The organism is Bowmanella denitrificans, from assembly GCF_039522935.1.
GTDB lineage: Bacteria > Pseudomonadota > Gammaproteobacteria > Enterobacterales > Alteromonadaceae > Bowmanella > Bowmanella denitrificans.
The window spans coordinates 72,104-92,185 of record NZ_BAAAEI010000028.1; the positions used below are offsets into that span (position 1 = coordinate 72,104).

Annotated in this window: 27 protein-coding genes; 13 read left to right on the forward strand and 14 right to left on the reverse strand. The window is 48.1% G+C overall.

Going from position 1 to position 20,082, the window contains the following annotated elements; translation table 11 throughout:
• Positions 1-6 precede the first annotated feature (6 nt).
• Positions 7-189 (reverse strand): helix-turn-helix domain-containing protein, encoded by a 183-nt coding sequence (locus ABD028_RS20705; RefSeq protein WP_102798620.1) that lies wholly within the window; start codon positions 187-189, stop codon positions 7-9.
• 204 nt (positions 190-393) lie between these two features.
• On the opposite strand from ABD028_RS20705, the gene ABD028_RS20710 reads away from it, so the two are divergent.
• Positions 394-987, forward strand: coding sequence for a YhgN family NAAT transporter (locus ABD028_RS20710; RefSeq protein WP_102798619.1), 594 nt, complete (start codon positions 394-396; stop codon positions 985-987).
• The gene (locus tag ABD028_RS20715; RefSeq protein ID WP_343847309.1) at positions 984-1,559 is read left to right on the forward strand and encodes a YjaG family protein; all 576 of its coding nucleotides are present in this window, start codon (positions 984-986) and stop codon (positions 1,557-1,559) included. The genes ABD028_RS20710 and ABD028_RS20715 overlap by 4 nt, the downstream gene beginning before the upstream one ends.
• Positions 1,560-1,571: 12 nt before the next feature.
• On the opposite strand, the gene ABD028_RS20720 is transcribed toward ABD028_RS20715, so the two are convergent.
• Both ABD028_RS20720 and rsmD read right to left on the reverse strand, forming a co-directional pair.
• Positions 1,572-1,943 carry a diacylglycerol kinase gene (locus tag ABD028_RS20720; RefSeq protein ID WP_343847310.1) on the reverse strand — a complete coding sequence of 124 codons (372 nt, stop codon included), beginning with the start codon at positions 1,941-1,943 and terminating at the stop codon, positions 1,572-1,574.
• 3 nt (positions 1,944-1,946) lie between these two features.
• Entirely contained in the window at positions 1,947-2,531 is a 585-nt protein-coding gene (gene rsmD / locus ABD028_RS20725) for a 16S rRNA (guanine(966)-N(2))-methyltransferase RsmD (protein ID WP_343847311.1), read from the reverse strand.
• A gap of 87 nt (positions 2,532-2,618) precedes the next feature.
• On the opposite strand from rsmD, the gene ftsY reads away from it, so the two are divergent.
• From ftsY to ftsX, 3 genes are read left to right on the forward strand one after another with little or no spacing between them, the layout of a single operon-like run.
• The gene (gene ftsY, locus ABD028_RS20730; protein ID WP_343847312.1) at positions 2,619-3,872 is read left to right on the forward strand and encodes a signal recognition particle-docking protein FtsY; all 1,254 of its coding nucleotides are present in this window, start codon (positions 2,619-2,621) and stop codon (positions 3,870-3,872) included.
• 2 nt (positions 3,873-3,874) lie between these two features.
• Positions 3,875-4,576, forward strand: a complete 702-nt coding sequence (ftsE, locus tag ABD028_RS20735; RefSeq protein ID WP_102798614.1) for a cell division ATP-binding protein FtsE — start codon at positions 3,875-3,877, stop codon at positions 4,574-4,576.
• A complete protein-coding gene (gene ftsX / locus ABD028_RS20740) occupies positions 4,560-5,540 on the forward strand; it encodes a permease-like cell division protein FtsX (RefSeq protein ID WP_343847313.1) in 981 nt (326 codons plus the stop codon). The genes ftsE and ftsX overlap by 17 nt, the downstream gene beginning before the upstream one ends.
• Before the next feature lie 230 nt (positions 5,541-5,770).
• Here ftsX and ABD028_RS20745 read toward each other — a convergent pair whose 3' ends face one another.
• The 3 genes from ABD028_RS20745 to ABD028_RS20755 are packed head-to-tail and all read right to left on the reverse strand — an operon-like array spanning position 5,771 to position 9,108.
• Entirely contained in the window at positions 5,771-7,132 is a 1,362-nt protein-coding gene (locus ABD028_RS20745; RefSeq protein WP_343847314.1) for a sigma 54-interacting transcriptional regulator, read from the reverse strand.
• A complete protein-coding gene (locus ABD028_RS20750; RefSeq protein ID WP_343847315.1) occupies positions 7,122-7,682 on the reverse strand; it encodes a hypothetical protein in 561 nt (186 codons plus the stop codon). The genes ABD028_RS20745 and ABD028_RS20750 overlap by 11 nt, the downstream gene beginning before the upstream one ends.
• Positions 7,675-9,108, reverse strand: a complete 1,434-nt coding sequence (locus tag ABD028_RS20755) for a HAMP domain-containing sensor histidine kinase (RefSeq protein ID WP_343847316.1) — start codon at positions 9,106-9,108, stop codon at positions 7,675-7,677. The genes ABD028_RS20750 and ABD028_RS20755 overlap by 8 nt, the downstream gene beginning before the upstream one ends.
• Positions 9,109-9,378: 270 nt before the next feature.
• On the opposite strand from ABD028_RS20755, the gene ABD028_RS20760 reads away from it, so the two are divergent.
• The 3 genes from ABD028_RS20760 to rpoH all read left to right on the forward strand — a co-directional run bounded on the left by ABD028_RS20760 (position 9,379) and on the right by rpoH (position 11,089).
• Complete coding sequence (locus ABD028_RS20760; RefSeq protein WP_343847317.1) at positions 9,379-9,564, forward strand: hypothetical protein; 186 nt, start codon at positions 9,379-9,381, stop codon at positions 9,562-9,564.
• A 117-nt stretch (positions 9,565-9,681) separates the two neighbouring features.
• Positions 9,682-10,122 carry a hypothetical protein gene (locus ABD028_RS20765; protein ID WP_343847318.1) on the forward strand — a complete coding sequence of 147 codons (441 nt, stop codon included), beginning with the start codon at positions 9,682-9,684 and terminating at the stop codon, positions 10,120-10,122.
• A gap of 115 nt (positions 10,123-10,237) precedes the next feature.
• Entirely contained in the window at positions 10,238-11,089 is an 852-nt protein-coding gene (gene rpoH / locus ABD028_RS20770; protein WP_102797546.1) for an RNA polymerase sigma factor RpoH, read from the forward strand.
• Between the two features lie 50 nt (positions 11,090-11,139).
• Here the strand turns inward: rpoH and ABD028_RS20775 are convergent, their stop codons facing one another.
• Positions 11,140-12,051: a bifunctional GNAT family N-acetyltransferase/hotdog fold thioesterase gene (locus tag ABD028_RS20775; RefSeq protein ID WP_343847319.1), complete on the reverse strand. Its 912-nt coding sequence runs from the start codon at positions 12,049-12,051 to the stop codon at positions 11,140-11,142.
• A 220-nt stretch (positions 12,052-12,271) separates the two neighbouring features.
• Here ABD028_RS20775 and ABD028_RS20780 point away from each other — a divergent pair, with 220 nt between their 5' ends.
• Positions 12,272-12,877, forward strand: a complete 606-nt coding sequence (locus tag ABD028_RS20780; RefSeq protein WP_102797548.1) for a class I SAM-dependent methyltransferase — start codon at positions 12,272-12,274, stop codon at positions 12,875-12,877.
• Between the two features lie 18 nt (positions 12,878-12,895).
• On the opposite strand, the gene dtd is transcribed toward ABD028_RS20780, so the two are convergent.
• Positions 12,896-13,333, reverse strand: a complete 438-nt coding sequence (dtd, locus tag ABD028_RS20785) for a D-aminoacyl-tRNA deacylase (protein WP_102797549.1) — start codon at positions 13,331-13,333, stop codon at positions 12,896-12,898.
• A gap of 100 nt (positions 13,334-13,433) precedes the next feature.
• Between dtd and ABD028_RS20790 the strand changes: the two genes are divergently transcribed.
• Both ABD028_RS20790 and ABD028_RS20795 read left to right on the forward strand, forming a co-directional pair.
• Positions 13,434-13,667, forward strand: coding sequence for a hypothetical protein (locus ABD028_RS20790; protein WP_102797550.1), 234 nt, complete (start codon positions 13,434-13,436; stop codon positions 13,665-13,667).
• Entirely contained in the window at positions 13,667-14,305 is a 639-nt protein-coding gene (locus tag ABD028_RS20795; RefSeq protein ID WP_343847320.1) for a DUF2959 domain-containing protein, read from the forward strand. Before ABD028_RS20790 ends, ABD028_RS20795 begins: the two co-directional genes overlap by 1 nt.
• Here the strand turns inward: ABD028_RS20795 and ABD028_RS20800 are convergent, their stop codons facing one another.
• The 3 genes from ABD028_RS20800 to metF all read right to left on the reverse strand — a co-directional run bounded on the left by ABD028_RS20800 (position 14,306) and on the right by metF (position 16,921).
• Positions 14,306-14,959: a hypothetical protein gene (locus ABD028_RS20800; RefSeq protein WP_343847321.1), complete on the reverse strand. Its 654-nt coding sequence runs from the start codon at positions 14,957-14,959 to the stop codon at positions 14,306-14,308.
• Between the two features lie 115 nt (positions 14,960-15,074).
• Positions 15,075-15,935, reverse strand: coding sequence for a virulence factor BrkB family protein (locus ABD028_RS20805; protein ID WP_102797553.1), 861 nt, complete (start codon positions 15,933-15,935; stop codon positions 15,075-15,077).
• A 101-nt stretch (positions 15,936-16,036) separates the two neighbouring features.
• On the reverse strand, positions 16,037-16,921 hold the full coding sequence (metF, locus tag ABD028_RS20810) for a methylenetetrahydrofolate reductase (protein WP_102797554.1): 885 nt from the start codon (positions 16,919-16,921) through the stop codon (positions 16,037-16,039).
• Between the two features lie 156 nt (positions 16,922-17,077).
• Between metF and metJ the strand changes: the two genes are divergently transcribed.
• Complete coding sequence (gene metJ / locus ABD028_RS20815; protein ID WP_102797555.1) at positions 17,078-17,404, forward strand: met regulon transcriptional regulator MetJ; 327 nt, start codon at positions 17,078-17,080, stop codon at positions 17,402-17,404.
• Between the two features lie 8 nt (positions 17,405-17,412).
• On the opposite strand, the gene ABD028_RS20820 is transcribed toward metJ, so the two are convergent.
• The 3 genes from ABD028_RS20820 to ABD028_RS20830 are packed head-to-tail and all read right to left on the reverse strand — an operon-like array spanning position 17,413 to position 19,289.
• The gene (locus ABD028_RS20820) at positions 17,413-17,889 is read right to left on the reverse strand and encodes a GNAT family N-acetyltransferase (RefSeq protein WP_102797556.1); all 477 of its coding nucleotides are present in this window, start codon (positions 17,887-17,889) and stop codon (positions 17,413-17,415) included.
• Entirely contained in the window at positions 17,886-18,350 is a 465-nt protein-coding gene (locus ABD028_RS20825; protein ID WP_102797557.1) for an NfeD family protein, read from the reverse strand. The genes ABD028_RS20820 and ABD028_RS20825 overlap by 4 nt, the downstream gene beginning before the upstream one ends.
• A gap of 3 nt (positions 18,351-18,353) precedes the next feature.
• A complete protein-coding gene (locus tag ABD028_RS20830; protein ID WP_102797558.1) occupies positions 18,354-19,289 on the reverse strand; it encodes an SPFH domain-containing protein in 936 nt (311 codons plus the stop codon).
• Between the two features lie 92 nt (positions 19,290-19,381).
• On the opposite strand from ABD028_RS20830, the gene ABD028_RS20835 reads away from it, so the two are divergent.
• A complete protein-coding gene (locus ABD028_RS20835; RefSeq protein WP_343847322.1) occupies positions 19,382-19,855 on the forward strand; it encodes a cupin domain-containing protein in 474 nt (157 codons plus the stop codon).
• Positions 19,856-20,082: the final 227 nt, after the last annotated feature.

Sequence of the window (20,082 nt, forward strand, 5' to 3'; positions counted from 1 at the left end):
TTTTAATTAAATTCCGCCCAGACGTTCGGCAAACTCTTTATATTTGCGTACATCTTCGCTGTCAAACAGCGGCTTCCCCTCTGCATCTTTATCTCTTGCCACCAAGAGACTTTCCCGTTCCAGACGTTCCACCCTGATCTCTTGCACTCCCAGATACTCGGCCACTTCAGACACCGACATCAAACTCATTGCTGTATTCCTCTTTATTATAAGAATTCTGATTCATTATAGTCCGCCCAATTCAGACAACCTGCTGCCGGATAGACATTTATGCACTAAACCTGTGGCTAATGCGCCCTGATTCAGGTCTTTTCAATTAACTTACTGAAAGTCTGCCGCTTTTGACAGATAATAGACAGACTAAAAGAATGTCACTCTACTGCTGGGAAATCAATGGATACCTGGTCTGCCGCCATTATGTTGTTTTTTATTATGGATCCTTTGGGGAATTTGCCCATTTTTATGTCCGTACTCAAGGGGATCCCATCACGTCGCAGACGCTATATTGTGGCGCGTGAGTTATTATTTTCCCTGGCCATTATGTTGCTGTTTCTGTATAGCGGACAGGCAGTACTGGATTTTCTCAACGTACGTCAGGAAACGGTTAGTATTGCCGGAGGGATAGTATTGTTCCTGATTGCCATCAGAATGATTTTCCCTCAACCCGGCGGTCCGGTTGGCCATAGTTCTGATTCAGAGCCGTTTCTGGTGCCCTTGGCTATTCCATTGGTTGCAGGCCCCTCCTTGCTGGCCGCATTGATTCTGATCGCCAATCAGGACCCAAGCCGCATGACTGACTGGACCATTGCAGCCGTGTCGGCCTGGCTGGCGTCGTCGGCCATTCTAATGTTTTCTGGTTTATTCCACCGCTTACTGGGTGAGCGCGGATTAACGGCAGTAGAACGTTTAATGGGGATGATTCTGGCGATGATATCAATACAGATGTTCCTGGACGGCATAGCTAAGTATTTGGAGCACAGCGTATGAAACTCAACACTTTTCAACGAGTACGCACGCTGGAAGGCTGGCAGGCAGTGGCCTTTGGTGCCACGCTGGTAGAACGCAGCCTGCCGAATTATTTACTGTTCTGCGAAGTCTGTGAATTTGGTGATGCGGAACAGTATCGCAACAGTCTGAATGCGGTATGGGACTGGCTGGCCAATCCAAAAGCCAAATTAAACCTGGCGGTGCATCTGGAACGAATAGAAGAAGCCACCCCGGACGCCAATGATTTTGACACTTACGGTGTATATCCGGCTATCGATCTCTGCATGTCTTTTGCAGCCTTATTACAGTTGATGATGGGCGAAGATGCACAAGGCGCGGTGGTGATCAGTAAGCTTTCTCAGGGATCGGTAGAAGCCTTTATTGAGGCTACCAGCGAAGATGAACTAGAGGCGAAACAGATTAAAGCTCACCCACTTATGCAATGGGAAGTCGCCTTTCAAAATGAATTACTGGACTTGGTTGAGACACTTCCCAGAGATAAAAATAGCATAACAGCTTTACGCACTATGGCGGTGGAAGAAGGTATCAGCAATATCGGCCTGGAAATCTGATTAGCAGCGACACTAGAATGCTTTTGGCAGGGCAATCGCCAGCCAGGACATCAGTATAATCAGCATACTGAAAAACACTGCTGCCGACCCCAGATCTTTGGCTTGCTTTGACAATGGATGCCTGTCTGTGCTGATTCGGTCTATAGCCGCCTCGATTGCACTGTTAATACATTCCACCACCAGTAACAATATTAACGGTCCAGTTAGCAGCACCAGTTCAACCGGTGTGTTGGCTAACCAGAAAGCCAATGGGATCATCACGACACAAAGCATTAGCTCCTGACGAAATGCAGCTTCGTGGCGAAACGCATACCCTATACCGTCCACTGAACAGATTGCTGCGCGCCATATTCTGGTCAATCCAGTGCCATTAGGCTTTTGCATTTCTCACCCCAGATACTGAAATAATTGATAACTGACCTGTTTGGTCTGCTTGTGCTTAAGTTGCTGCCATGAATCAGGGACAGGCAGAGTCGCTTCAAGTTCCGCCTCAACATAAATAAGCGCAGCGGGATTCAGCAGTTTATATTGCGTCAATAATGGTATGACCTCCACCAGCAGATTGTGGTGAAAGGGTGGGTCAAGAAAGACCAGATCAAATCCTTGCTGACATTGTGCGAGAAAAACCTGTAACGAGGTGTTTATCACTTTGGCTTGGTTTTGCGCCCCAACAAGCTGGATATTTTTGGTTAACAGCTCAGCAGCCTGACGGTCTTTTTCAACAAAGGTTACCGAATCAGCAAACCGGGACAAAGCTTCAAAACCCAATCCTCCACTACCGGCAAAGGCATCCAGACAGCGGCTATCGGCGGTATGCGCAGCCAACCAGTTAAACAAGGTCTCTTTGGTTCTGTCGGTCGTTGGACGAAGCCCCTCGACATCCAGCACCGGTAACTTTCTGCCACGCCAACGTCCACCAATAATGCGAATACTGCCCATGGCCGAGGTCGGGCGTTTTACAGCTCGCTTCATTTGTCAATTCAAGAAATGCTATGATTGCGCACAGTCTAATCGGCCAGGGCCGATAACCCAACGTTTTTCAAAGGATCTCTAACGCTCATGTCAAAGTTTTTTGGCTGGTTCAAAAAAGATAAACCGGCACCAGCAGACGACAAGCCAACCCCTGCGGCCCAACCAGACGCCCCCATCCAGGAGCCAGCCACATCAAATAAACAGGAAGTAGATAATACTCACCAAGAACAACATATAGAGACGCTTAAGGAAGACTTATCATCAGATGACAAGACCGTTTTGCCTGTCGACGAGGATGTTGCTAAACCAATAACTGAGCCTGAGCCTGAGCCTGAGCCTGAGCCTGAGCCTGAGCCTGAGCCTGAGCCTGAGCCTGAGCCTGAGCCTGAGCCTGAGCCTGAGCCTGAGCCTGCAAGTAAAAGCGGATTCTTCGCCAGACTCAAGCAAAGTTTATCCCGCACCAGTAACAATATTGGTAGCGGTATTGCCAGTTTGTTTCGAGGCAAAAAAATCGACGATGAATTGTTTGAGGAGCTGGAAACTCAGCTGTTGGTTGCCGATGTGGGCATCAATACCACCAGCACTATTATCAAACAACTGACGGAGGGCGCCAAACGCAATGAGTTACGCGATGGTGATGCTCTGTTTAGCCTGTTAAAAAAACAAATGACCGGAATGTTGGAGGGAGTCAGCCAACCTTTGCAAATCCCCTCATCGTCCGGCCCCTTTGTGATTTTGATGGTCGGTGTTAACGGGGTGGGTAAAACCACTACTATCGGTAAGCTGGCCAGACAATTTCAGCAGCAGGGTAAAAGCGTGATGCTGGCTGCAGGAGATACCTTCAGAGCCGCAGCGGTAGAGCAACTGCAAACATGGGGGGAACGCAACAAGATCCCAGTGGTGGCTCAGCACACCGGCGCTGACAGCGCATCTGTTATCTTTGATGCACTGCAGTCGGCCAAATCACGCAATATCGACGTATTGATTGCCGATACGGCTGGCCGTCTGCAAAACAAAGATAACCTGATGGAAGAGCTGAAAAAAATCGTGCGGGTTATGAAAAAACTGGATGAAGACACCCCCCATGAAATCATGCTGACTTTGGATGCAGGCACAGGACAGAATGCCATCAGCCAAACCCGACTGTTCAATCAGGCAGTCGGTTTATCAGGATTGTGTCTGACCAAGTTGGATGGCACCGCAAAAGGCGGCGTCATATTTGCTCTGGCCGATCAATTTGGTTTGCCCATCCGCTATATTGGTGTGGGTGAAGGTATCGACGACTTACGCCCCTTCGACGGACCACAGTTTGTTGAAGCCCTGTTCAGCGAAAAGGACTGACCATGATTCGCTTTGAGCAGGTCAGTAAGACTTATCCCGGCGGTCAGCAAGCCCTGCGCCAGGTTAATTTCCATATTGCACCAGGTGAAATGGCCTTTTTAACAGGCCATTCCGGGGCAGGAAAAAGCACACTGCTGAAGCTTATCAGTATTATGGAGCGCCCTACAGTGGGGAGGGTGCTGATCAACGGTCACGACTTGAATGTCATCCACCGCCGCCAAGTGCCTTTTATTCGCCGTGACATCGGCATGATATTTCAAAGCCACCAATTGTTAATGGACAAATCTGTATTTGACAATGTGGCTCTACCGCTGATTATCGAGGGCCATACGCATAAGGAAATTGCAAAGCGTGTTGGTGCTGTGCTCGAAAGGGTGGGACTGGCGGATAAAAGCCGTTGCCTGCCGATTACTCTGTCCGGTGGTGAACAGCAGCGTGTTGGCATTGCCAGGGCCGTAGTGAACAAGCCGCCACTGCTATTGGCGGATGAACCGACAGGCAACCTGGATCCCAAGCTATCACTGGAGATCATCCGTCTTTTCGAAGACTTTAACCAGGCAGGCGTTGCGGTACTTATTGCCACCCATGATCTGGGACTGATTGCCCGCATGAAGTATCGCACTTTGACATTAAAGAAAGGCCAGATGATCACCGACGGGTTAACAGAAGAATGGCCAGGAGACGACGATGAGCCTGCTATTTAAAGGTCGTGCCCAGGGGGCTGAACGGGTGGGTATTTCACCATTACAGCAACTCACCATGTTTTTTGTCAGCCATATACGCCAGGCCCTGGCCAGTTTAGGTGAACTGTGGCGCAACCGCGCGGCGTCAATGATGACCATCGCAGTTCTGGGGCTGAGCATTACCTTACCCAGTACCTTGTATATTTTGTTGAAGAATACCGAAAGAGTCAGCGCAGGCTGGGATCAGGCTTCTGAGATCACGCTGTTCTTGCATCGCAGTACGCAGATTGGCGATATTCACCAATTACAAACCCGGCTTGGACTTTGGCCAGAGATTGAAAAGGTTGAGCATATAGACAAAAGTCAGGCCATGGATGAATTTAAGCAATTGTCCGGCTTTGGTGATGCCCTTAACCACCTGGACGATAACCCTCTTCCCGACGTCTTACTGGTTACCCCCACCAGCAAACATACGTCCCCCACAGCCGCAGAGATGCTATTGGATAAATTACGCAAAGAGCGTGAAGTAGAAGTCGGCCAGTTGGATATTCAGTGGTTGGAACGCTTACATGGCCTGGTTGGTATTGCTAAGGAACTGGTCAGCGTCATTGCGCTGCTATTATTTCTGGCGGTGGTACTGATTATTGGCAATACCATTCGCTTAAATATCCTCAATAAGCGCGACGAAATACTGGTCATGAAGCTGGTTGGCGCCACCGATGCCTTTATTCAACGTCCGTTTCTCTATACCGGCTTCTGGTATGGTTTGCTTGGCGGTTTACTGGCCTGGGTTACCGTAGCACTGCTTTTATGGTGGATGAGTGACAGCATTGCCAAAGTGGCGCAATTGTATCAAACCCAGTTTAGTCTCGACGGCCTGCAAGGCGATGCCCTGCTGACCATGTTGGGATTATCCGTTTTTCTGGGTCTGGCTGGCTCAATGATATCGGTACATAAACATATCCGTGCCATAGAGCCTAAATAAGTTGGCAGTTTAGTCTGACCCGCCCTCATGCTCTGTCAAAGGATTTCTGCTAACTGACAACTGATTACTGGCCACTTTGATCCGACGGCTTACATCCCGTCGGACTCAAGTCCGACCCACTGTGGGTTGGGCTTAAGCCCAACAACAATAGCTTCAAAATCCTTGGTTACTTTACAGTTGGCAGTTCAGGGCGCCCCTGCTCTGCCAACTGATTACTGACCACTGAAGACTTATTCCCGGAACGCTTCCGGGGACAAATGATGCTTATCCAGCAGTTTGTAGAATTCGGTGCGATTCCTGCCTGCTATTCTTGCAGCCTGAGTCACATTACCAGTGGTAGCTTTGAGTAAATCTGCCAGATATCGGCGCTCAAACTCGTCCCGGGCACGGGCAAAGGATGGTAAAGAGCTGGGTTTGTCACGTAGCGCCTTTTGCACCAGCTCCGCCGGAATCAGTGGGCCGCTGCATAAAGCCACCGTCTGCTCAACCACATTTTGTAGTTGCCTGACATTACCAGGCCAAGGCGCTGCAATCAGCAGCTCCATTGCCTCATCCGAATAGCCGGTTACCTGCTTTCTGCTGCGAGACAATATCTGGTTAAGGAAATGGTTCACCAGCAAGGGAATATCATCGCGACGCTCTGCCAGTGGTGGCAATCTCAGTTCCACGACATTCAGCCGGTAATACAGATCTTCCCTGAACTCTCCATCCTGGATGGCTTGCTCAAGGTTGCGGTGAGTTGCACTGATAATCCGTACATCAATGCTAATAGGCTGTGTTGCGCCAACCGGCCTGACTTCACGCTCTTGCAGCGCTCGTAGCAGTTTCACCTGAAAATTCAGAGGCATGTCACCAATTTCATCCAGGAACAAGGTGCCACCATTTGCCGACTGAAATAGGCCGACATGCTCGCGATTTGCGCCGGTAAATGCACCTTTGGTGTGGCCAAACAACTCGGATTCAAATAGGGATTCGGGAATGGCTGCACAGTTTACCGCCACAAAAGGTGCACTGGCCCTGTCACTGATCAAGTGAATGGCCTTGGCCAGCAATTCCTTACCCGTACCGCTTTGACTGTTTATAAAAATACTGACATCACTGTCTGCCACTTGCCTGGCCTGCTGTAACAGTTCTTCCATCTTGGCACTGCGACTGATAATGGCACTACGCCAATTGCTGTCGTCAGTCTGGCGGTTATCGTCACTCCCCATAGGATGCAAGCGGATTGCGTCAGCTGTGGCGGTGAGCAATTGTTGGCTGTCAAAGGGTTTTGTCAGATAAGAGAATACGCCTTTTTTAGTCGCTTCTATTGCATCAGGTATAGTGCCATGCGCTGTAAGAATAATTACCGGCATGCCTGGGTAGCGCTCCCGCGTCGCACCAAACAAAGCCATGCCATCCATACCCTCCATACGCAGATCACTGATAACCAGATCCGGATTAAAGGTCTCCATGATGCCCAATGCCTGTTTGCCACTGTCGGCACTTTCCACTTTGTAACCTGCGCCAAGCAAACGCATACTGATTAGTTTCAACAAGGATGGATCATCATCCACGACTAAAACCCGCTTGTCTGCTACCTCATTTACCATTGGTTTCAGCTTCCCTCTTCAGAATATTTCTCTCAATTGCTTTTAATTGTTGCAATTGTTGTTCCAAAGATTGTTTCTGTTTCTGCAACCATTCCCTGTCTCTTTGCTCCTTCTTTAAATCAGACTGTAGGCGCCGGATTTTTTCGTCCAACTCCGTTGACTCCCGCTGTAGTTGTATCTGCTCATCCAACTGATCAGATAACAAGTGCAGAAGCCCTAAATCATCATCTGACTGCTTCTGCAAATACTGGCGCAAATGGCTTCTTGCCAGTTGCGAATTTTTCAGCGGCGAGCCAGGTAAACTATAAAGCATGACCAGATGAATCGCCGCTTGTTCATCACCTGTCTCAGCTAATTGTTGTTGATGAGCGACTTCAGTCTTTAACCCCGTGCTGTCCAGTTTAGTGATCTTTTTATAGTAACCTTCAGCACTGACAGGTTGATTGACCGGCAGCGGTTCATTTTGTGGCAGGAAGGGCAAGGTTTCGCATCCAGACAACAGTATCGTCGCCAAGATAAGCCCTATACACTTGCAACTTAAATTAAACATGAATAATCTTCTCCACCCCGGAGTGGGGCAAGCTTATCTTGAAATGACAGCCTTTCTGGCTGTCCATTAGTTGAATGTGGCCATTATACTTTTGCACGAGCTCGCGGGTAATCGTCAGTCCCAGTCCACTCCCTTTGATTTTTGCATCGGCACGAACGCTGCCCTGAAAGAAAGGCTCAAATACCTGCTCACGCTGATTTTTCGGGATTCCCGGACCTTGATCAATGACATTCAGCAAAAATACATGCACATCCAGCTCTGCACAGATCTGTATATTGCCCCGAGCCGGTGAAAACTTCACCGCATTTGACAGCAAATTATCCAGAATTACCCGCAAGTGTTCGGGATGTAAGGGCATCTTGAAGTCATTCTCCGGTAACTGTATCTGTAAGTTTTTACCCTGAATCTCCAAGGCCCGATCATTCAGCACACGTTCTAAACTGTATGACAGATAACTGGACTGTGGTTTAAGGGCGGAGCTGTTATCTAACACCATATTGAAGTTCAGTAGGTCCTCAATCAGACACTGCAGACGACTGACACTGGTTCGGATAATACCCGAAACCTCTTGCTGAGCAGGATTCAGGGCACCCGCCGTACCATCATACAAAAGTTCTGCTCCTTCGCGGATGGCAGCCAGTGGGGTCTTCAACTCATGAGAGATATGCCGGATAAAGTGACTTTTTTGTTGCTCCAGATCCAGCAGCTTTAAGCGCATAGCATCCAGAATCTGCGCTACCTCCTGAATATCCTGTACTCCTTCCACGGCAACAGGTTTGTCGAAGTTGCCCTCCTGTAGCTGGCCTATCTGAGGCTTCAGTTGGTTTATTGGTCGCATCAACAACTTCACAAAAAGTAGTGCAATTAATAAGGAAGCCGGGATTACTAATGCGGACTGTAATACAGTGGCGCGAAGCTGGTCAGCACTGCGCTCTATGGCCAGCACTTCCGCATCAATTGCCTGACGGCTCAGTCGATACAGTTCGTTAGCTGCCTCGTTTAGATTACCGTAACCCCGTTGTAAGGCTTCTATATCGTATGCCGTTAGCTGCTCACTCAAATCCTGATTTAACTGCTCCTCATGCTTTAACATGGTAACTAGTGTGGCTGCTAACTCGGGTTGGTTGCGCATCTCATTGGTCAGTGCAAGCAACTCTTGTCTTTGTTCCAAATACCCCTGCCACAAGGATGGGTCTTTCAACACAAGAAATTGGCTGGCACCTCGCTCCATGTTTACCAACAATTGGCTAACCTGCCGGGTGGAATACACTAACTTAGAGACTTGTTGAACAGCATTCGCCCCCTGATTAGAAAGCTTATCTATGCGCACCAGCGCCATTGCCAATGCCAGAATCAAAGGCAAACTAACCAGAGCGAAGCCTAGTAAAGTCAGAGATTTAAGTGATGAAGGCATGAATTTGGTCAATGCACTTTCCTTACGCCACCAAATGATCCTACCTATTGTGCCCTAAAATCCCTCACGAAACTAAGGGCACTAAATATTTGCATATCACGCCACCAAGATGTCTCTTTTTTGCGACACTTCAACTCAATCCCAAGCGATTATATAACACACTGTTTTACCAGTTAATTTATCTAGTACCGAAGTGAGCAAGCATAAAAGAATAGTCCTTCCCTACCTGCAAGTGTCACCTTAAGGGGACAGAGTGCTGCGAGTTGTTGTAAGAAATTACCTATGAAACTTATTAGTTTCATAGTTTCGCTAACTGGCATGAAACTGGCTTGGCTTTTTCAAAACACGCAGCAATTAAGGCTTATCTGTGTGACGTCGCTTCTTGAGTCTAATGGACATGTACTTTTATTTGCCTTCCCTGTTTCTCTTCTCAAAACTGGTATAGCAGGCAAGAAAGGCTTTGCATGATGCAATGGCAATAACTGGTGGCTGTTGTTTAGCTACTGAAATTAAACAAGTTCAGGACAGTCTTTGTACTTCCCGGCCGGAGGCCGACAACAGGGTTAAGAGTCGGGTCTTTTCTTCATGGCAGAAGAGCAGAGCCAAATTGAGTTACTCCTAACTTTTTTCAATTACAACCTGATAAATTCAATATTGGTAACAAAACCATACAGCTTTTCACAGGGGGAAAAGATGGCAGATAGCGCAAATCGCTATGTTAAGGTTGGGAACTGGATTTTCGAAGTCAAAATGGTCAGGGCCATTCGTGTAGAGGAATACGGCAAACCCTATGAAGCAGTAGCACATGTTGCATTTAACGGAAGCGATGCATTTATTGATAGCTACCTTTCTAAAAATGACAATCCGTTCGAGCGTTCGGACTTTAATACATTCCTGGAATTTTCTAAACTAATGGGGGCTGAAAATTTTCGTTACGACAGGTTTCATAACGGACAGAGAATGTCTAAAAATATTAAGCTGCTTGAAAAGCACGAAGTGCAGCCCAATATAAGGCTGGTTAAGTAACGGAACTCAAGGTCGAGTCAGTGGTCAATACTGTGTATTTTCCGCACCCAGACGGGCTGGTGATCGCTGCGACTGGGTGCTACACTGGCTCCACTCTTTTTATGTGAGGTAAACGATGAGCACAAACATGCAGTCTATGGCGTTAAGCGTACCTCAGACGGGCAGTCTGGAAGCCTACATGCAAGCGGTGAGTTCAATTGATATGCTCACTGCCGAGGAAGAAAAGGAATTAGCCGAGCGCCTTCACCATCAAGGGGATCTTGAAGCAGCCCGCAGGCTGATCATGTCGCACCTTCGTTTTGTTGTGCATATCGCCAAATCCTATTCAGGCTATGGCCTTCCTCAGGCCGACCTGATTCAGGAAGGCAATATTGGTTTGATGAAAGCGGTAAAACGCTTTGATCCAGGCGTGGGTGTACGTCTGGTATCTTTCGCAGTGCATTGGATCAAAGCAGAAATCCACGAATTCGTTTTACGCAACTGGCGAATCGTAAAAGTGGCCACCACCAAGGCACAACGCAAATTGTTCTTTAACTTGCGCAAGGCCAAAAAGCGCCTTGGTTGGTTTACCCATGAAGAAGTTCAGAAAGTTGCTGATGAACTGGGGGTAAGCACCAAAGAAGTGCTGCAAATGGAAGCGCGCATGAGCAGCCAGGATCAGGCCTTCGACCTGGCCAATGACGATGATGACAGCAGTAACTTTGCACCAGTGCAATATCTTGAAGATAAAAGTGCGGATGTGGAATCTACTGTGCTGGATGCAGACTGGGATGAATCCTCAACTCAGCGCTTGCACTCAGCCATCAAGACGCTGGATGAAAGAAGCCAGCATATTATTCAGTGTCGCTGGTTAACTGACGACAAAACCACATTGCAGGACTTGGCTGATAAATATCAGGTTTCTGCTGAGCGGGTGCGTCAGATTGAGAAAAATGCCCTGAAAAAACTTCAGGCCGCCATGGTCTGAAGCAAGGCTGTTTAGCAAAGCACGTTTTGATAAAGGCGCCTACGGCGCCTTTATTGTTGCTCTTCTGTCGGCGGTAAAACCCAGTAGACGCCCTTAAACTCGGCCACAGGATTATGGCCATCGTGAATATCTACCTGCAATTTGAATGGGCTCTTACGCCCTTTGGCCAGTTGCTCAAACTTTCCGCTGACAGATTCAATATTACAGATTGCTCTTGGCTGCAAACTGATAGGTTTATGATAATGTATATCAGCGTCGCCAAGCACAATCTCGCCGGACAGGTTTTTCTCTTTCATCTGCAAGAACAACATACCCCAGCCTGACAGGGTGGCCAGAGAAAAAATACTCCCGGCAAACATAGTGCCATGTAAATTAATGTTTTTATTTAGCGATGCACGGACCTCCAAGGTCCGTCCTGTATACTGATAAAGCTTAATACCCATTTGTTCGCTGATGGGAATGGTCTCGTACCAGGTGTCCTGCAATTCTTTACACCACTTGGGGTGCAGCATGACGGCATTAAGCTCTGTCAGCTTCTTTACCATCTGCTCCCGTTTAAGCTGCCCCAACTCAGTTGTCGCTTCCCCTACTACTTCAAAACCACAACTTTTAAAGAAAGGGGTGGATATTTCCCGGCTGTTGGTGACAATCCTTTCAATCCCCTGATTTCTGGCCACGCCTTCCAGCGCAGACACGACCAGTTTGCCCAATCCTTTACCATGGTAGTCCGGATGCACAGCTATATGGCGGATTTGCGCCTCTTCGGGTGTGTTGAAATGCAAGCGACCTATGGCGATCACATCACCGTTAGCATTCACCACCATGCGATGAATACCCACCTGCTCGTATTCGTCTTTTTCCGACCCTATCGGATAGTTCCAGGGCTTGCGCAGCATCAGCCAGCGAAATTGAAAATATTTGTCAAACTCTTCGTCCGTGGTAGGCGTATCAACTTTATACATTTATCTCACCTAAATTTAATCCTGCCAGCAGCTTAACAAAACGAAACACCGCACCTATAGTGAGCCACTTGTTATTGCTACACATCTGGGTATTCCACTGTTTGACCTTAATCATGCGCTAAGGCAAAGGGAACTGCTCTATTGGTATGCACCGCAGCTCTTTGTTTACCAAAATGCCGCATATCGCTGGCTATGTCTGGATGACACAGTACAGACTGTAATGGATTTGAGCAATCCCCCCACTTTGGTATTACCGCACTTACATGCCATGGCACTGGCGCTGTATTTTTGTCCTCAGGCCACACAGGCGCTGGAGCTTGGAGTAGGTGGCGGAGCACTCAAACGTTATCTGGGCTCTGTGCACCCAAACATCCATATGACAAGTATTGAAAGCAACAACGGCGTGATTCAGTCTTGTGTGGATTACTTTCATCTTGCCCCTGGTACTATCATACAAGGCGACGGGCAGATAGAGATAAAACACTATCATTGTCTGGATTTGCTGTTTATCGATATATTCGATGGTCACAAGCATCCCGACTTTCTCAAACAGGATGCGTTCCACCGTGATTGTCTGGATAGTTTGTCCCAGCTGGGTATTCTGGCTATCAACCTTTTACCCGAACACTCCGGTGAGATTGACGATTTCCAGCAGCTCTATCTGCGATTAAGCGGCTTTCGCCCGCTTTGCTTTAAAGTACCAGGTTATCAAAACCGCATTTTACTTTGTGCGAAACAACCACTCCTGTTGCCTGAATACGCAACGCTCGTAAAGTTCGCCCGCCGTCATCACCTCAACTTAAATTATCTGGTTTCAGTGCTCTGAGGGGTAAATCGTTGCCCGTTACACTTTGAGTTGGAAAGTCACAGGCCCGTCATTGGTTAAGCTTACCTGCATATCCGCGGCGAATCGCCCAGTTTGGCAGTGAACACCCGCTTTTCTCGCCTGACTGACAAAGTATTCATACAACACTTCGCTTTCCTGTGGGTTGCCGGCACGGGAAAAGCTGGGTCGGTTACCTTTATCCGTATCGGCCACCAGGGTAAATTGAGATACCACCAGCAATTGCCCACCTGTCTGCAGTAAATTCAGATTCATTTTTCCCTGTTCATCAGCGAAGATACGATAATTAAGCACCCGCTCACATAACCTGCGGGCTTTGGCTTCATCATCACTTTGCTCCACTCCCAGCAATAACAGAATGCCTTTATTAATCTGTCCTATACATTCCCCTGCCACCACCACTTTGGCTTCTGACACTCTCTGTAACAATGCAATCATCTGATATTCCTGAGTTAAAACCATGCTATTGTGGCAAAGTTTGCCTAGCGCAAACAATTGCTTTAAGTTAATTGCATAAACAAATGTGATGGAGACTTCTATGTCAGGACAAGGTTCCGGCGGTAATGTCATTGCGGCAATTTGCAGCTTCTTTATTCCAGGTTTGGGACAGTTAGTCCAAGGCCGGATTCTGGCTGCCTTGCTGTTTTTTGTGGTGGTGTCTGTATGCTATGGCATGGCTGCCACTGTTATCCTGATCTTTATGTGGATCCCAGGCGCACTGATCCATCTGTGGGCAATTGTGGATGCCGCCAAGTTCAGGGCCAGGCTCTGATGTTTCGTCATGCCGGGCTGTTAGGCATCTGGCTGCTGCTCAGTGGCTGCCAGTCAGCCTACTACTCAGCGATGGAAAAGGTGGGCGTCGAGAAACGAGACATTCTGGTTGATCGGGTCGAAGACGCCAGAGATGCGCAGGAAGACGCCCAGCAACAATTCAGTTCAGCCCTGGAACGTTTCAGCACTCTGCTGGAATTTGATGGTGGTGAGTTGCAGCGTGTGTACGAGGGTCTTAAGGACCAGTATGAAGCCAGTGAAGCGTCGGCAGAAAAAGTTTCAGCACGTATCAATAAGGTACAGGATGTTGCCGATGCCTTGTTTGATGAATGGCAGGACGAGCTGGACCAATACAGCAGTGAGAAGCTCAGACGAGACAGCAGTGTAAAGCTAAAGGATACCCAACGCCGCTATACCCAATTACTAAATTCCATGCGCCGCGCCGAAAGTAAAATGACGCCGGTGTTAAGTGCCTTAAAAGACAATGTGCTTTACTTAAAACACAACCTGAACGCCAGCGCAATTGGCTCCCTGCAAGGTGAATTCAGTGGTATAAAACGCGATATTGATCTATTACTCAGAGAGATGAACCGGGCCATAGACCAGTCTAACGAGTTTATTCAGAGTATTCAGAATTAGCTATTCTTCCACTATTACCCTGGCACCATCACTGTCGGCAACCAGCAGATAAGAGCGGCCATATTCCTGCTGACATAAATTAATGGCGCGGTTGGCTATGCTCAGCGTGCCATTGCACTGCTCAACACTGATATGTGTAGACACTTTACCGGATTTAACCCGGCTGATGTGTTTTCCGTCCACAGCAACATCCATATCAGCATTTGCCAGCACCCTGACACTGATAATATCGGCACGGTTGCGGGGGGATTTGTCAAAAACAGACAATTCATAGTTGCTGCCATTCATCCAGGCCACCACCCAGGTCCGACCGCCGTCGGCTAAATGCGCATCCAGTTTGCGGCTTTTGTTGTTGCTATTTTTGTTGCGCACACCAAAAGTGGTTTTGGCGTAATCTTTGTTCCAGCCATACAGATAACTGCCATAATCTTCACTGAGTAAATCTACTGCTTTGTATTTATCCCGGAATACATCACCAAACATAGCATGCGGGTGAAGATAAAAGCCGGCATCGTCATTCAGGGCATTAACAAAGGTGATGGTGGTATCCCGATTTTTCGGTCTGTCATCAATGGCCTTATCAACCTGATCGCTACTACAAGCCCCCATTCCCAGCGCCGCTAACAATAACAACGCACTCTGCTTTACACGCATCCCCATGATTCCTTCCCCTTCACATCTGAAAAATTTCAGGAGCAAGATAGCAAGTGATAAACCGCGAATCTGTTAGGAAGTGTTGAAAACTGTATAAGCCTTGTGGCGGGAAGTATTAAATACTTTCTTGCGGCGGTGGTGGCTGGCTCAGGCTCTCTACTTGTACGGTAAACTCGGCACCAAGTAACACCACAATCCAGGACAGGTAAATCCATACAAATAAAATGGGTACCGCAGCCAATGCACCGTAGATCATTTGATAGGAGGGAAAGCTGGCAACATACAAGGCAAATCCCTTTTTCGATAATTCGAATAAGCAGGTTGCTAAAAAAGCCCCGGAAAGAGCATGCCTGGCACGTACCGCTTTATTTGGCACCACCATATACAAAATGAAAAATGCCCCCAATGACGTAACAAAGGGCACCAGATTCAGCAACGCAGTAGTAATACCTGGCGTATAGTCCTCGGCAAAAGCCGCCAGCCCGACTAAATAGGAACTGATCGCCAGCCCCGAACCTATTAATAAGGGGCCTAATGTCAGCACCATCCAATAAATAGCAAAGGTAAAGATGGGGCGTCTGTCACTATTGGTGCGAAAGATATGGTTAATGGTCTTGTCTACATTGGAGATCAGCATCAACGCCACTACCACCAGGAACAATATGCTCACGGCGCCCATTTTCGATGCATTGCCAACGAACTCACCAACATATTGTTGCACCACGCCACCGGCATGCGGCACAAAGTTACTAAATATAAAGGATTCCAAGTCACCACGGGCCGAACCAAATGCAGGAAACGCTGACAAAATGGTAAAAAACACCATGATAAATGGCACTAACGACAACAAGGAGACATAGGCCAGATGGCCAGCAGTAACGGTAATTCTGTCCTGTTGGCAACGAGTCAGCATGGCTATGGCAAACACTTTCACCTGGCTTAACGTTAAGGTTTTAATTGCCCTGAATTTATCCATCCCATACCTCCTGCCCAAAACTCAGATTCAAGTGTACCCTCGACGCACAAAAAAAGGCATCCCCTGATGCCTTTCTGTGTGTCTGTCAAACTAATGTTTACTTAGTCGGCTCGCAAACCCAGCATATGACAAATCGCATAGCTGAGCTCACAGCGATTCAGCGTATAAAAATGGAAGTTACGCACCCCTTCTTTGGCCAGAATACGCGCCATATCCATAGCAATGCTGGCACCCAACAGATTACGGGTGGTCTGGTCATTATCGTCCAGACCTTCATACATCTTATGCAACCAGTTTGGCACATGCACATTGGTCATACCGGCAAAACGCACCAGAGTATTGTAATTCGTTACCGGCAAAATACCGGGGATGATTTCCAAATCTATTCCTGCGGCTGCGGCCCGGTCACGAAAGCGCAGAAACACTTCGGCATCGAAGAAAAACTGCGTAATAGCCGAACTTGCACCGGCTTCGGCCTTACGTTTCAGATTCAGCAAGTCAAACTGGCCATTAGGCGCTTCAGGGTGAATTTCCGGATACGCCGCCACGGCAATATCGAAATCCGCCACATCTTTCAGTAACGCCACCAGATCCGCCGCATACAGCTCGGTTTTGTCCACGCCTTTAGGCAAATCACCGCGCAGGGCAACAATCTTACGAATACCAGCCTGCCAGTAGTCATGGGCGATTTGCTTAAGCTCTTCTCGGCTGGCATCCACACAGGTCAAATGTGGCGCGGCCGCCACACCGGTCTCGGCCTGGATACGTTTCACCACATCATGGGTACGATCCCGCTCGCCACTGTTCGCACCATAAGTCACCGACATATAAGCTGGCTTAAGGGGTGCCAGGCGCTGCACTGAATGCCACAGAGTTTGTTCCATTTGCTCAGTTTTAGGCGGGAAAAATTCAAAAGACACATTGATATTGCGCAATTCAGACAAGGAATTGTTCAGCGCATCAATGCCCTGGGCATAGGAAACCATAGTGACTCCTGGAATAAGCTCTGGATTTTGGACGTTTAGATGGCTAAATCTACTTGTATTCCGCCCAGACATCAAGATGTTTGGACTTCCAGATTGACTGAATCCTGCCAGCGGTTAGAATTTTGCCATCTAACTTAAAATAAAACAGGCAGAAACATGGCTAAATGGAATGGCGAGTATATTCATCCCTACGCCGAGCATGGAAAAAAGAGCGAGCAGGTAAAAAAAATTACCGTGTCCATTCCATTGAACGTACTCAAAGTACTAACCGATGAGCGGACGCGCAGACAGATCAACAATTTACGTCACGCCACGAATTCGGAGTTGCTGTGTGAAGCATTTCTGCATGCGTTTACCGGGCAACCCCTACCCAATGATGCCGATCTGCAGAAAGACAATCCTCATCGTATTCCGGCAGAAGCACGCAAAATTATGGAAAAAATGGGTATTGATGTTGACGCAGTGGAAGCCGAGGAAGACTGAAAATAACGTTAAGCGAGCCTGACTTCCGGTTGGGCCGTTTGCAACGCCTTTGCCCCTGCCTGCAACAAATAAAAGTCCGGTTCTTCCGCACTTACGCAGAAGCCAGCATTTACATAAAATTGCAGAGCTTGCTGATTACAACGAAACACCCTGAGTGTTAACTCTTGAGCCTGATAGACCTTAAGCAATTGCAATAGCAACCTACGTCCAATTCCCTTATTGCGCCATTGTGGTGCCATAATCAGCATCGTAATATATAGGCCATGCTTTGGACGTTGGCAGAGCTGAATATAACCAAGATTGAGGTGGCCAGATACCACCAATAGATTTTGATTATCCTGCCAGCGCTTAGCAAAATCCTGACGCTGCCAGTTCTCATCCCATCCCCACTGACTTTCAATATGTCCACGCATGGCCTGCTGATAATGCCGCCAGAAGTAACTTTTATCCTCATTGCCCGCCTGGGCCAGACGAAGATTTATCACGACACGTCCTGCACAGGTGCAACATCCAAACGCCCTACCGACACTTTAACCACCTGCACCGTCTGCCCAGCTGTTAAATGTTGCTGACTGTGTACCTGCCAAGCAATACCTGAATAACGATACTCAAAACTCTTACCTGGCTGCAGTGCCTCGGTAACTGCAAACTGATGCCCGATCAGATCACTTTGTACCTGTACCGGTTTTCCTTTCGCCTGCATATTTTTTAGCGGCTTCCACAACAACAACGCAAACAAGGCACTCAACACGGCGAGGCTGGCCAGAGCGCTGAACATATCCTGTCCAAGCAAGCCAAGATACATCATCAGCCCGGTGGCCAGCGCTGCCAGGCCAATAAAGAACAACACAAAGGTGGCAAAGCCCAGGATCAGTACTTCAACGGCCAGCAGTGCCAGGCCTAACACCATCAGACTCTCGGCCAGATGCTGATTCAGTAGGTCCATCGGTTACCCCTTTTTTATATTCTCGATAATGGTCATGGCCTGCGCTACCATTGACGCGGCATCAGTCCCACTGTCTGGTAGCAACACCACTGAGGACTCTTTAGCAATGGCTTGTTTGGCTTCAATGGCCTTAGTGGCCAGATCCAGTTGAATCGCCTTCTGGCCTTGTTCTGTGTTGGCCGCTTCGCCCACCAGTCGCAATGCTTCGGCCTGCGCCTCTGCCACCGCCAGAATAGCTTTGGCTTCACCCTCAGCGCGCAGCACCTGCTCTGCTTTGTCCGCTTCGGCGGCCAGTACCACTGAAGCTTTTTCACCCTCGGCACGGTTAATAGCCGCTTGCCTGTCACCTTCAGATTCCAGGATCTGTGCCCTTTTGACTCGTTCCGCCTTCATTTGCGCTTCCATAGCTTCCATAACCGAATGCGGTGGCACAATGTCTTTAATTTCATAGCGCATCACCTGGATGCCCCAGGGGCCAGAGGCTTCGTTTATGGCTGATACGATATTAGTGTTAAGTTGATCACGCTCTTCAAAGGTTTTATCCAGTTCCATTTTACCCAGCTCTGAACGCATAGTGGTTTGCGCCAACTGAGTCACGGCAAAGATATAATCATCCACCCCATAGGTGGCCTTGTAGGGATCCAGCACCCGGAAATACAGCACCCCATCCACCTTAAGAGAGATGTTGTCACGGGTAATAGCGCTTTGTTCCGGCACATCCACGGCCTGCTCTTTCAGCGAGCGGTCGGCGGCAATCCGGTCAATAAAAGGTACGATAAAATTCAGTCCGGCTTCGCGGGTGGTCTGGTATTTACCAAATCGCTCAATCAGATAAGCCCGATTCTGAGGGACAAAGATAATGGCGGATTTTAATACCACCACCACAAAAATCAGTAGAAAGGTCTCAATACGTAAAATGTAGTCAAACAGTATATCCATATTTTTCTCCAATGACGTTCCACTAAATTCCGCCTAACATAGTTCAGTGCCAGAGCACTGACAATGACTAATTTCAATCAGGAAGCATCATCATGTCCCCTAGTAAGGAACAACTGATCAGCCAGTTTGCGCTTAAGCCTCACCCTGAAGGAGGCTATTACGCAGAAGTTTACCGCTCAGCCCAGAGTTTAAACTCACCGGTACATGGCCAACCACGTCCCAGCCTGACCCATATTTATTTTCTACTGGGGCAGGGGGACGTCAGCCGCTTTCATCGCGTGGCCCATGACGAGGTATGGAATCATTATGCTGGTGCCCCACTACGGCTTATCGATCTGCATAATCAACAAATTCAGGAGTTACGTCTGGGACCAGACGAACCACATTTTGCCCAGGTGATAGAAGGGGGTCACTATCAGGCCGCTGAAAGTCTGGGCGAATACAGTTTAATGGGTTGCAGTGTGGCGCCGGGCTTTGACTTTGCTGATTTTAATTTTATTCAGGCGGATTCGGCCCTTAGCAACTTTATCCATAACCAACACCCAGAGCTTTTGCGCTTTTTATAACTGCGCAACTAACAAATGACGAAAAGCGGTGATTGCTAACATTGAAAACGGAATTCTCTCTCGCAGAGCCGCCAAGAACGCGAATGTCATCATCACTTGAGTCCAGAACTCTGTACCCTCATTGCTTCAGAGGTAAAAAATATATCTGTCTAAAAAAATTAACCACAGAGATGTATGGACTCCCTCCCCCAAGAGGGATACACGTAATAAGCACGCACGCTTTTACA